Below are 12,294 nucleotides of genomic sequence, written 5' to 3' on the forward strand. Positions count from 1 at the left end.
TGTATTAAAAAGACAGACAATCACATGGTCATTAAATATAATACATGCTGCGCAGAATGTGGTAACCCTAAATAAAAACACAGGGTTGCTCATGAAAGGCAACGCCTGTGTTTATCAGGAAATCAGCGATAACTCAAATAATTATTGCACAATCAGCTTGTAAGTTGATTTTACTCCTTTGCCCGTAGTTACAACAACATTATATATGCCTGGTGTATTTCTACTCAGATTTAAGGGAACCTTTTGTGTGCCTGTTGTAGCAGCGGTAAAAGCAGGCAGATTATCTACCAAACGGCCCTGCGCATCATATACCTTAATAACAGCCTGTTCATTCTTTTTCAATGCTACTGCTATTGTGGCTTTGCCTTTGGCGGGATTGGGATAAATGTAACTGCTATTTGAAGGAAGCCCGTCACCCGGCCGGTTGGATCCATTTTGTGTATCCGTGAGATCAAGCACACCCAGACAATCGGCCGTTAAAGTGGCGCCTGCACCGGCCATAACCGTGCTTTTTACATTGGCAACAGGTGTTATGGTTAATGAATAAGGAGGCGTAAATGCGGTGCCATCACCGGTTGTGTTGCCGGTAGTACTGGTAAAAATATTATTCTGTGCAGTAATGGCGGTATAATCACCCGCCATTTTATCAATGGGTTTGGTAACATTTTCAAACACGTTGCTTTCAACCAGTAAATCAGCTTCAAAACCTGCCATAACGCATTGCTTCGCAACTGTACTATTAAACAGGTTGTTTACCACATGCACCTGTCCGAATCGCACCCTCGGCATGCGGGCTACGCATCCCTCTGCCCACCAGCAATTCTGAAAAGTGATGCGCAGGTGCCCCCTGTCGGCGGTAGCGCCATCGCTGGAGCCCAACAGGTCACTAAACCGGTGATCATCTGAGCCACCGGGTCCACCCGGTATGGGCGCTTTGTTGTAAATGAATTTGCACCAGGTAACGCTAACATAATCCGACATGTTTTTAATATCGAAGTTGCCATCCAGTCCGTCCTGAAATTCACAATGATCTACCCATACGTTTTGGCAATTGTCTAAGGTTATGTTATCCCAGCCGTCGGTATCATATGCACCAGGGCCTTCGAATATGAGGTTTCGGATAATGATATTCGTACATCTCTTAACGTAAATGATGCCTGAATTGTCTTTTGTAAGATCGGTTGATACTAATTTAGAACCTGGCAAGCCGAATATGGTTTTGGCACTCTGGTCCTGAAAGCTGATACGTCCACCTGAAGGAATAGTGATGGATCCTGAAACGTACACAACGTTTACTGAAGAAGAGGTAATAGCTGCTTTAAGTTCTGTGTAAGTGGTAACTGTTGTAGCAGTTGCCGTTCCGCCTCCGGTTACACCACCATTTTCGCTGGCCCAGCCAACAACGGCACATTGACTTTTTGCAGATAAACCGGTAAGGCACAGGGCTGCGCCCATAACCCATGGTACGAATTTACTTTTTTTCATAGAAACATTTGTTGACCGTTTAACATGCAAGCTTAGTACCACATTTATCTTGTAGGAAAAGCGAATGATCTTTTATTTATGCAAACGTTGCCAGAACGTTTTGAATGCTGCTATACGGCCTAATGTTGAACAAATAAACAATCGAATAAAGTAGCAGGTTAGCCCCCGAATTATTATTTTGCCGGTTAAAACCCCGCGAGAGAAAAACGCACCCATGGTATGAAGCGAACACTTGTCCTGTTGCCCGTTTTTTTAGCCTGCTATTTATTTACTTCTGCGCAATTACAGCCGGCAGATACCTGCCTTGATGCTTATTTTCACAGGCTGTACAGATACCGTGAAATATCCCTTACGCCCTCCATAACTGAAACCCACGATAAAAAGTTACTTTGGTGCGGATACGCATCTTTATACAATACTGATGGTTCCGACGGGGATGCTGTAATTGCCAAATTAAGAAATAACGGAACTGTTATTTGGTCGAAGTTTATTGGGGATGCTTATTTCGATCGCTTTAACCGTGCAAAAGAAAACAGGGATAAAACTATTATTGCGGTTGGCACCACCAACATTTCAAGGTTTCAGGGCAGAAATATGTTTATGTCTAAATTAGATTCCAATGGAAACCTTTTATGGGCAAGGAAGATCGAAGATCCAAATACCAACAGTGCTTCGCTGGAAGGAATGGACGTAGCAGAAACAAACGACGAAGGATATTTTATTTGCGCCACCTCCTTCGGCGGAGGTCAGAATGGCGAAAGCATGGTGATGAAAACAGATGCCAATGGCAATCTGCTTTGGTTTAAACAGCTGGGCATGATCAGCTCTTATGGTCCGTCAAATGTAACCGGTGTTGTGCTGAACAATGATACTGCGTATGTAACAGGCTGGTTTATGAACATTTATCACAAAGACGGTATGTTAATTAAAATAAATGCCAATACCGGCGAAATTTACTGGACAAAACATTATGACTATCAAACAACCAACGGCACTACCGGTAATATTGTCTCTACCGACAACCTGTTTAATAATATATATATCCACAACGGACAGTTACGCATCAACATGTTGTCAAGAAATAATGACCCCTACCAATACTGGATGATCAATATGGATTATGATGGGAATGTATTGAAAACAAGAAGGCTGGCGACTGCAACGCTGTCGAGCAATACCTACTCGGCTGAATACCCTACAGCAGACGATGGTTTTATATCTGCCGCGAGTCATTTTTTGAATAATGAATATGTTTTAAGCATAGTAAAAGTTGATGCGGATGGAAACCTGGCGTGGTCAAAAGCATATACGACACTCAAATCACAACATACTTTTGGCACATTTGTTAATTCGAACAACGATATTTTTGTAACTGGTTACGAGGTTGCCCCTCAATCGGGTTCTCCATTCTATAATTTTTTATTCAAAACAGATAAAAACGGAGATATTCCGGGCAGCACTTGCCTTAATTATCCGTTTACCGGCGCCACCGTTGGCAGCGGCAATTTATCGGTATCCAATCTTGCATGGCAACGATTCGGATATATTACCCCCGTTAATGTTCTTATCAATGCGGCATCCGGCAATGAAGCTCCCGCGCTTACAGATGAATGTAGCAAAGTCTTTTATTGCAACCAGTTAAAGATCGCGGATGGAGTAGACAGTATCTGTAACCTGAAAGATACCCTGCAATATTCCATTCAAAGAAACACAGGATGCAGCCAGCCGGTTATCTGGACGGTTGATACTACTGTTGTTAAGATTACCGGAATTACAGATTCAACCATTCAACTGCTTTTCAGGAAAGCAGGGGTTACAAAACTTTTTGCAAAATTGATAAGCGCCTGTAAAGTGCTGGAAGATAGCGTTACCATTACCGGCCTTGAATCGCACGGCATCATCGATCTGGGCCCCGACATCGGCATCTGTAAGCAGAGTGAGCTAACATTCAACGCCGGCGCCGGGTTCAAATCGTATCAATGGAATGATGGCTCAACCGATTCCACGCTTACAGTATTCAATCCCGGAAAATATTTTGTAACAGCCGAAGATTATTGCAGCAATACCTATAGCGATACCATTCAGGTCACTGCAAAGTCGGTACCATTCGACCTGGGGCCCGGCCTCGATAAATGCAACAATGACACACTGGCCATTCATGCACCCGGCAATTTTTTAACCTACACCTGGAGCCCGGCTTATGCTATTAGTACCACCTCGGGCAGCCAGGTAAATGTATGGCCGGCGATTGATACCAGTTACAGCGTAATAGCCGAAGTAGCGAGAGGTTGTACTGTATTTGATACAATCAGTGTTACAGTCAAAAACTCCCCTCCTGTTTATCTTGGTAATGATACCAGCTTTTGTGCGGGTGGCAGTATTTTATTAAAAGCACCGAATGGATTTAACAGTTATAGCTGGCAGGATGGCTCAACAGGCCAAACCTATCTGGCTTATCAACAGGGCTTTTACCGGGTGCTTGCTTCCTATTCAAACGGATGCACATCAAAAGATACACTGGAAATAAAAAATGTGTACCCGTTGCCGGTAATTGATCTGGGGAACGACTTTGACATTTGTACAAATGAAACACATACATTCAACGCAGGCAATAGTTTTCAATCATGGCTATGGCAAGATGGTTCAGCGCAACCCACTTTTACTGCTCATCAGCCCGGGCTCTATTGGGTACAGGTGACCGATTTTAATAACTGTGTCAATTCTGATACCATAACCATTACCGGGATAAAACCTTCTCCTTTCAACTTTGCGCCGTCTGATACCGCTATTTGCCCGGGAAAGCCGCTTGAATTAAAAACGGTGGGTGTTTACACGTCGTACCTGTGGAACAACCACTCTAATACGCCTGCTATTACAATAATGGAACCGGGAAACTATTGGCTTGAAATAACAAATGAAGCAGGTTGTACAGCAAGGGACACGATCGCAGTAGCAACGAAGGATTGCAAAAAAGGAGTTTATTTTCCGAACGCATTTACGCCCGATAACAACGGAAAAAATGATACCTACCGCCCGGTGGTTCAGGGCCTGTTAGATAGATACAGGCTTCTTATCTATAACCGTTATGGCGAAAAGGTATTTGAAACAACCAACTACCTGCAAGGCTGGAACGGATTATTTAATGGCCAACAGCAGGATTCAAATCAATATGTGTGGTTATGCTATTACCGGTTTAGGGGTGAAAAAGAGCAGGTAGAAAGAGGTACCTTGTTATTATTGCGATGAAATATCACACTAATTAAGCAGCCGGTATTCCTGAGGTGAATGGCCCACCCGTTGCTTAAATAACCTGCTGAAATGCTGAGGATATTTAAACCCTAATTCATAGGCGATTTCGCTTACCGATTTACTATTTTCAAATATTTTCCCTTTAGCTATGTCGATTATTTTTGTTTGGATATATTCCTGTGCAGATTTGCCGGTTTCCTTTTTAACCAGGTCGCCAAAATAGTTTGCTGATAAATTCAATTCACCGGCGCAATATGCTACAGATGGCAGCCCTATCGTTTGCGGTTTGTCTGATTGAAAATAGTCATTGAGTATACGTTCGAACCCTTCTAAAATGCCTTTATGTACATTATCACGGGTAACGAACTGGCGATCGTAAAAACGAACGCAATAATTCAGGAGCAGTTCAATGTTAGATACAATTAGTCTTTTACTGTGCTTATCAATGGCATGTTCTAATTCATATTCAATTTTTGAAAAACAATCCAAAATAATTTTCCTTTCACGTTCTGATACATGAAGTGCTTCGTTAGATTGGTAACCGAAGAAAGTGTAGTCCTGAATATGGCGTCCAAGCGACATACCATGTATTAAATCAGGATGAAAGACAACAGCGTAACCTTTCGGTTGATAAATCTCTCCGCTGTTTTCAACACGAACCACTTGTCCCGGTGCAATGAATACCAGCGTTCCTTCCTGGTAGTCATAAGTTTTTTTCCCATATCGCAGATCACCACATTTCACTTCTTTTAGAAAGATGGTATAAAAACCAAAATACATATTGGAGGCATGCCTGGGGCTTGCCTTCGACAAATCTACAACACTTACCAGCGGATGCCGCGTTTCATTATTGTTGAATGCGTTGTAATCGCTAACAGTCTCAAATCGACGCATGTTATCCATATCACTATTTTTTACTAATTCAAATTTACTGCTTTATTCACACCTGCATTGACGAACATCCCCTGATCAGGAATATTGGTACATAAATCCGTAATCTGTATACCCTTCAGGCCAAAAAATGCAATGACTTTTGCACTAACAAAAAGATATACCATGCAAAAGGTTACATTGAACAACGGAGTTGAAATGCCCATCTTAGGATTCGGAGTTTTTCAGATAACAGATTTGGCAGAATGTGAAAGAAGCGTATCGGATGCCATTGCCACAGGCTACCGTTTGATTGACACCGCAGCCTCTTATATGAATGAGGATGCCGTTGGTAAAGCTATCAAAAGAAGTGGTGCGCCAAGAGAAGATCTGTTTATAACAACCAAACTTTGGATACAGTCAAATGGCTATGAAGGAACAAAAAAGGCTTTTGAAAATTCCTTAAAACGATTGCAATTAGATTATCTGGACTTATATCTTATGCATCAACCCTATGGGGATGTGTATGGTGAATGGAGGGCAATGCAGGAATTGTACAGGCAAGGAAGGGTCAGAGCAATTGGCGTAAGTAACTTTCATCCCGACAGGCTTATGGACTTAATAATTCACAACGAAATTGTTCCGGCAGTTAATCAAATTGAAACCCATCCGTTCCACCAGCAAATTGAAACGCAGAAATTCTTACAGGAAAATAAAGTACAGATAGAATCCTGGGGACCATTTGCCGAAGGCAAAAACAACATCTTTCATAATGAGTTGCTGCTTTCAATCGGAAATAAATACAACAAATCCATTGCACAGGTTATTCTTCGCTGGCTTACGCAAAGGGGGGTAATTGCAATCCCCAAATCGGTTCGCAAAGAAAGAATGGAAGAGAACCTCAACATCTTCGATTTTGAACTAAGCGCTGAGGATATGGAAGCCATCAAAACATTGAACACAAAGGCGAGCAGCTTCTTCGACCACCGTGACCCTGCCATGGTAAAATGGCTGGGAGAAAGAAAATTGAATGTTTAACTCATTTAAAAAAAAGAAAATTATGCAAAAACGAATATTAGGCAAAAGCGGCCTGGAAGTATCTGCACTTGGTCTTGGTTGCATGGGACTGAGTTTTGGTTATGGTCCTGCAACAGACAAACAAGATGCGATTAAACTAATTCAAACGGCTTTTGAACAAGGTGTCACATTCTTTGATACCGCTGAAGCATACGGACCGTTTGCAAACGAAGAACTGCTTGGCGAAGCGTTGGAGCCGTTTCGTAACCAGGTAGTAATTGCCACAAAATTTGGTTTCAAAGAAGGTAAAACAGCCTTAGGCACGGATAGCCGGCCAGAAAACATAAGGGCAGTTGCAGAAGCAGCGCTTAAACGGTTGAGAACAGATGTTATCCACTTATTTTATCAGCATCGTGTAGACCCTAATGTTCCCATTGAAGATGTAGCAGGCACGGTGAAAGAGTTAATTAAAGAGGGAAAAGTGAAACACTTTGGTCTTTCTGAAGCCGGCGCGCAAACCATTCGAAAAGCACATGCTGTTCAACCGGTAACAGCCCTGCAAAGTGAATACTCACTTTGGTGGCGGGAGCCGGAGAAAGAAGTAATACCAACACTCGAAGAATTGGGCATTGGTTTTGTGCCCTTTAGTCCTTTAGGAAAAGGTTTTCTTACAGGCAAAATTGACGAGAATACGACATTCGATAAAAATGATTTTCGCAACATTGTTCCCCGTTTTTCTGAGGAGAACCGGAAAGCAAACCAGGCTTTGGTTGATTTGCTTGGCAAGATTGCCAAAGAAAGAGATGCAACTTCTGCACAAATAGCGCTTGCATGGCTGTTAGCACAAAAGCCGTGGATTGTTCCTATTCCGGGCACCACAAAATTGCACCGGTTGAAAGAAAATGTTGGATCAACAGAGATTACGCTTAGTACTGATGATCTAAAAGAAATTAACGAGGCAGTTGCAAAAATTGAAGTGCAGGGCGCCCGTTATCCCGAACAGTTGCAAAAAATGGTTGGCCGTTAAAAGTTATTGCCTATCATAGGTTAATGATTTGCTGTTCTGCATCCTTGCTGTTCGCCTTTCAAAAAAGAAATGGCTTTGGATGGCAGACAAAAATGTAGATTCATTAAATGCACTATTCGATGAAAAATCTGTTTTCGTTCATATGGGAGGAAGTTGGGGAAAGACTCCGGAACTCAATGTAATTAAAAGTGGAGGAATTCATTATAAGAAAGCGGATATCCACTCAGTTTCAGTGAATATAATTGCTAATACTGCCATCCTGTTAAACAACATTACATTGCTTGCAGTGGTAGGGCAATAGCAAGCAGGAACAGACAAAACAAAACACGATAAAAAAAACACTATGACAAAAGTGATTGTTGTAATAGGAGCCGGATCAATCGGTCAGGCAATTGCACGGCGGGTTAGCGCAGGCAGGCAGGTATTGATGGCTGATCTGCGTCAGGAAAACGCCGATGCCGCTGCTAAAACGCTAAGCGATGCAGGCTTCAACGTAACCACGGCAACAGTCGATGTGTCGTCACGTACGTCTGTTCAGGCTCTTGTTGAGAAAGCAACATCTCCCGGCGAAGTCTTTGGTGTCATCCACGCCGCTGGCGTTTCTCCTTCTCAGGCTTCGCCTGAAACAATCCTTAAAGTTGACCTCTACGGCACTGCACTTGTGCTGGAAGAATTTGGGAATGTTATCGCTGATGGCGGGGCGGGTGTTGTTATTGCTTCACAATCAGGTCATCGGTTGCCGCCACTCTCCATTGAGCAAAACAGGGCTCTCGCAACAACGCCGGTCGAAGAGCTATTAAAACTTCCGATGCTTCAACCCGACCAGGTGAAGGACTCTCTTCACGCCTATCAGCTTTCAAAGCGAGGCAACTCGCTGCGTGTAATGGCTGAGGCGGTTCGTTGGGGAAAACGTGGGGCACGGGTTAATACCATCAGCCCTGGTATAATTATTACCCCACTTGCTAATGATGAACTGAAAGGCGCACGCGGAGAGGGCTACCGGCGCATGATAGAAGTATCTGCGGCAGGCCGGGCCGGCACCCCGGATGAAGTAGGCTCTGTAGGCGCACTCCTTATGGGGCCTGAAGGTGCATTTATCACCGGCAGTGATTTTCTTATGGATGGCGGCGTAACAGCTGCCTGGTGGTTCGGTGAACTGGCTTCAAAATAAATAAAAGAAGTAAAGCATGAAAAATATAGTCATTCTTGGTGCAAGCGGAAACATTGCAAGGCATGTTATTGATATATTGTCAACAAAGGATGATATTCAGCTAACGTTGTTTCTTCGCAGTAAGAGCAGGTTAAAAAATAAAGACGTTTCTAAGTGCCGTATTATCGAAGGCAATGTTTTAAACTATGATCAGCTTAAAGAAGCTATTAAAGGGCAACACATTGTTTATGCAAACCTTGCAGGCGACCTTGAAGCAATGGCAAAGAATATTGTAAAGGCAATGAACGAAACAGATGTACAAAGAATTATTGCGATCAGCTCAATAGGTATCTATGATACGCCACTCAAATCTGTATTGAAACCTTACAGAAAATTGGCTGATGTAATAGAAGGAGCAAATCCTGATTACACGATTGTAAGACCCGCATGGTTTACCAATGTCGACGAAGTCGATTATGAACTAACCCAAAAAAGTGAGCCGGAAAGAGGTTCCGTAATTTCTGAAAAAAGTTTAGCCACGTTCATTACAAAAATTATTGAATCGCCCGAAAAACATGTGCGCGAAAATTTGGGTATTAATAAACCCGTTTGATCAGCCACGGCGTGGCCGGGCAGCACGCAGTACAAACTAATCATCTCTCTGAATTTTTGAAGAAGAAGCTTTTAGATTGATTTTCTTAAAAACGAAAAGCTATTCGCATTCACTACCTGATTGCTTTATAAACAAAGTTTTTAAATTTGATTCGCCCCTCTCCTATTGAACAAAGCCCTATTCGTAAACTTAAAAACCCGCTTAGCACATTATGATGCATTGCAGAAACTTCCAGTGAGTTTTCAATTTTATTCCATGTAACACCATCTGTGCTATAATACATATCAACCGTGTTGTTGATATTTTTCAGGCGAAGGAATACGTGATCTTTTATTACTTTCTTTTCAGTTTGAAACTGCCAGCCATGAATATTTGCCAATATGTTCTCATTATCGGCCAGAATACCTGAAAACGCGATATTGTTGTAAAAAAGCACCAGGCCTCCGGTTGCTTTGCCTTCTATAAATAACTCCACTTCGGCTGTATAGGAATGGTCGTGCGGAATACAAAGTAAGGGTGCAGCATTACCAGCATTATTTCCTTTTGCCTTAATCACTATACTATTATCAACTAATTGAAACCTGTCTGTATCATACTCTCCAAAGAATTTCCAATGCGGTTTTAATCGATCACCGTCAAAATGATCGCTTAATGTATACGTTGAATTGAATGGTGCGCTTGCGGGCCTTTTAATTGGTTCATCTGTTTTTATTTCTCCCGGTACTTTGTACCAGCCATCTTTTGTCCATTCAATAGGTTGAAGTAAAGTTTGCCGGCCCATATTATAAAATCCTTTTTCATAAGCATGAAACACCATCCACCATTTTCCTTTTGCATCTTCGAATATAGTACCATGACCTTTCGAACACCACCTTTCAGTGTTCCTGGTAGTTCGGATAATTGGATTATAAGGAGAATTTTCCCAGGGACCAAACAGCGATTTTGAACGTGCAGAAATTACCATGTGGCCTGTGGAGGGGCCAGCTGTTCCACCTTCTGCAACTGTAAGGTAATAATATTCACCTCGCTTTACCAGTTTGGGGCCTTCCATACAAAAACACTCAATCGACCATTCCCGGGGTATCGGCCATCCACTGTATGAACGCTTATATTCTCCGGAAACAGAAAGTCCGTCGTCGGATAAAGGAACAAATCCGCCATTGCTAAAAAATAAATATCTTTTTCCATTTTCATCTGCAACATGGCCGGGGTCTATGTTGCCAACTTTCAGGTCAACAGGGTCACTCCATTTGCCATTTATTGAATCGGCTGTTACAACATAGTTTGTATTATTTGCCGGGAAATAGATGTAATACTTATTCTTATATTTTACCAGATCCGGAGCCCACACCGAGCCTACGTATTTATACAATGCATTGGTTACGGGCTTCCAGTTCATTAAATCTTTCGAATGCCAGATTAACAGGCCGGGATAGTATTCGAATGATGAATGCACCATGTAATAATCATCGCCATCCCGTAATATACTCGGGTCGGGATAATCGCCTGCAAAAATTGGGTTCGTGTAAAAACCAATATTTTTTTCACCGGCAGTTGTTTGGTATTGGGCTTTTACAAAAAAAGATAATTGAATAAGCAGCGTAACTAATATTAATTTCTTCATATTCTGTACAACTTTACATCTTTATCAGATTCAGCAGGAAAACATCGTTTTCACGGATCTCCAGTTCTTTTGAAAAAGGAATTCCGCCTTTCACAGTAATGATCTCCTTAGAAATGGCAAAACTATGCCTCTGCCATTTAAAATAAGGATTCAAATGTTTCAGACAAGGGTATGAAATGTTGCGAATGATTGATTTTCATCAAGTTTTAAACCCACAAGAGACATGGCCTAAAATTGTGTTGATTTTAAAACTGTTTTGTATCTTCCCTTTCTCACCCAACCAGCGTTGTTGAATTCCCATCTTTTCAACCATTGTTTTATTTCATTTTGCTTAGGCCATTAAACCTAAAAAAAACATTTATGACAAATTCTGCCTCAACTGCCACCCAATGGTATGATAAAACCTGGCTGGTGATTTTACTTTGTTTTCTATTTTTTCCAATCGGACTTTATGCACTATGGAAATCGAACCGTATTAAGAGGGGTTGGAAGATAGGCGTAACCGCTTTCTATTCGCTGCTCGTGATTGCCGCCATAGCGGGCGATCCTCCTAAAAAAAACAATGCCGCTTCATCTGAAGAAACAGCTTCCTCATCAGCCCCGGATACGGCACAAGTAATTGCCGATAAAAAACCGCTGACCTGGCAGATCGCGCATACAGACAGCACCAGCCGCAACCAGCAACTGACATTCAGGATCACCATCAGTGACCGTACGAACGACAGGGCGCAATTGATTGAGATTGCCCGGAAACTGAAAGAGGAACGGGACTGGACAGAAAAACTGGTGTGCTTCTTCGACATCAAAGTGCCATCTCATACGTTTGCCTGGGCATCGTGCGGCTACCTGCCTCAATGCGACAACTGCGCCACCGATAAAGACAGCGATGGCAATCCCATAGAGTATCGTTTGATCGGAATGACACCCGAAATGGCCGACAATTTACGCTCATTGAAGATGGACAGCATACCCAATAAAACAATAGTCACAAGTTATTTAGAAGACGTTGCGAAATGTAAAACGGTTTTATACCGCGTAGATAAGCAACCCAACAAGCTACTCATAGCACAGCTCTTTATTGATGGCGGCAAAATTGTTGAATGGTATCCGATGAAGAAAGTGGGTTATCAAACAAGATATTACTTCCCCGATGATGATGAAGGCAATTACCTCGTGATAGATGAAGCCACAAAAGCAGTGAACTTTTACAATGCAAAAGGCGACTGGTGGCAATCGGTGGCTATGGAGCAGTAACGAAA

General features: G+C 42.3%; 10 protein-coding genes. 7 read left to right on the forward strand and 3 right to left on the reverse strand.

The window, feature by feature from the left end; genetic code table 11:
• Window positions 1-141 precede the first annotated feature (141 nt).
• Window positions 142-1,485 carry a T9SS type A sorting domain-containing protein gene (locus tag AC59IL_RS17770; RefSeq protein ID WP_496553518.1) on the reverse strand — a complete coding sequence of 448 codons (1,344 nt, stop codon included), beginning with the start codon at window positions 1,483-1,485 and terminating at the stop codon, window positions 142-144.
• Window positions 1,486-1,704: 219 nt separating this feature from the next.
• On the opposite strand from AC59IL_RS17770, the gene AC59IL_RS17775 reads away from it, so the two are divergent.
• Window positions 1,705-4,731, forward strand: coding sequence for a T9SS type B sorting domain-containing protein (locus AC59IL_RS17775; RefSeq protein WP_496553519.1), 3,027 nt, complete (start codon window positions 1,705-1,707; stop codon window positions 4,729-4,731).
• A 9-nt stretch (window positions 4,732-4,740) separates the two neighbouring features.
• Here the strand turns inward: AC59IL_RS17775 and AC59IL_RS17780 are convergent, their stop codons facing one another.
• Window positions 4,741-5,637 (reverse strand): helix-turn-helix domain-containing protein, encoded by an 897-nt coding sequence (locus tag AC59IL_RS17780; protein ID WP_496553520.1) that lies wholly within the window; start codon window positions 5,635-5,637, stop codon window positions 4,741-4,743.
• Between the two features lie 153 nt (window positions 5,638-5,790).
• Here AC59IL_RS17780 and AC59IL_RS17785 point away from each other — a divergent pair, with 153 nt between their 5' ends.
• From AC59IL_RS17785 to AC59IL_RS17805, 5 genes are all read left to right on the forward strand, one after another.
• Window positions 5,791-6,642, forward strand: coding sequence for an aldo/keto reductase (locus AC59IL_RS17785; RefSeq protein WP_496553521.1), 852 nt, complete (start codon window positions 5,791-5,793; stop codon window positions 6,640-6,642).
• 22 nt (window positions 6,643-6,664) lie between these two features.
• Complete coding sequence (locus AC59IL_RS17790) at window positions 6,665-7,648, forward strand: aldo/keto reductase (protein ID WP_496553522.1); 984 nt, start codon at window positions 6,665-6,667, stop codon at window positions 7,646-7,648.
• A 79-nt stretch (window positions 7,649-7,727) separates the two neighbouring features.
• Window positions 7,728-7,949 carry a nuclear transport factor 2 family protein gene (locus AC59IL_RS17795; protein WP_496553523.1) on the forward strand — a complete coding sequence of 74 codons (222 nt, stop codon included), beginning with the start codon at window positions 7,728-7,730 and terminating at the stop codon, window positions 7,947-7,949.
• 42 nt (window positions 7,950-7,991) lie between these two features.
• Window positions 7,992-8,819, forward strand: a complete 828-nt coding sequence (locus AC59IL_RS17800; protein ID WP_496553524.1) for an SDR family oxidoreductase — start codon at window positions 7,992-7,994, stop codon at window positions 8,817-8,819.
• Between the two features lie 16 nt (window positions 8,820-8,835).
• Window positions 8,836-9,411 (forward strand): NAD(P)H-binding protein, encoded by a 576-nt coding sequence (locus AC59IL_RS17805; protein ID WP_496553525.1) that lies wholly within the window; start codon window positions 8,836-8,838, stop codon window positions 9,409-9,411.
• A 112-nt stretch (window positions 9,412-9,523) separates the two neighbouring features.
• Here the strand turns inward: AC59IL_RS17805 and AC59IL_RS17810 are convergent, their stop codons facing one another.
• Complete coding sequence (locus AC59IL_RS17810; protein ID WP_496553526.1) at window positions 9,524-11,035, reverse strand: family 43 glycosylhydrolase; 1,512 nt, start codon at window positions 11,033-11,035, stop codon at window positions 9,524-9,526.
• 360 nt (window positions 11,036-11,395) lie between these two features.
• Here AC59IL_RS17810 and AC59IL_RS17815 point away from each other — a divergent pair, with 360 nt between their 5' ends.
• The gene (locus AC59IL_RS17815; protein ID WP_496553527.1) at window positions 11,396-12,289 is read left to right on the forward strand and encodes a hypothetical protein; all 894 of its coding nucleotides are present in this window, start codon (window positions 11,396-11,398) and stop codon (window positions 12,287-12,289) included.
• Window positions 12,290-12,294 lie beyond the last annotated feature (5 nt).

The organism is Niastella sp. sgz303648, from assembly GCF_059587045.1.

Coding starts and splice junctions, on each gene's coding strand:
- AC59IL_RS17805 (WP_496553525.1), top strand. CDS start 8,836: ATGAAAAATATAGTCATTCTTGGTGCAAGCGGAAACATTGCAAGGCAT.
- AC59IL_RS17780 (WP_496553520.1), bottom strand. CDS start 5,637: ATGGATAACATGCGTCGATTTGAGACTGTTAGCGATTACAACGCATTC.
- AC59IL_RS17775 (WP_496553519.1), top strand. CDS start 1,705: ATGAAGCGAACACTTGTCCTGTTGCCCGTTTTTTTAGCCTGCTATTTA.
- AC59IL_RS17810 (WP_496553526.1), bottom strand. CDS start 11,035: ATGAAGAAATTAATATTAGTTACGCTGCTTATTCAATTATCTTTTTTT.
- AC59IL_RS17790 (WP_496553522.1), top strand. CDS start 6,665: ATGCAAAAACGAATATTAGGCAAAAGCGGCCTGGAAGTATCTGCACTT.
- AC59IL_RS17815 (WP_496553527.1), top strand. CDS start 11,396: ATGACAAATTCTGCCTCAACTGCCACCCAATGGTATGATAAAACCTGG.
- AC59IL_RS17785 (WP_496553521.1), top strand. CDS start 5,791: ATGCAAAAGGTTACATTGAACAACGGAGTTGAAATGCCCATCTTAGGA.
- AC59IL_RS17770 (WP_496553518.1), bottom strand. CDS start 1,485: ATGAAAAAAAGTAAATTCGTACCATGGGTTATGGGCGCAGCCCTGTGC.
- AC59IL_RS17795 (WP_496553523.1), top strand. CDS start 7,728: ATGGCAGACAAAAATGTAGATTCATTAAATGCACTATTCGATGAAAAA.
- AC59IL_RS17800 (WP_496553524.1), top strand. CDS start 7,992: ATGACAAAAGTGATTGTTGTAATAGGAGCCGGATCAATCGGTCAGGCA.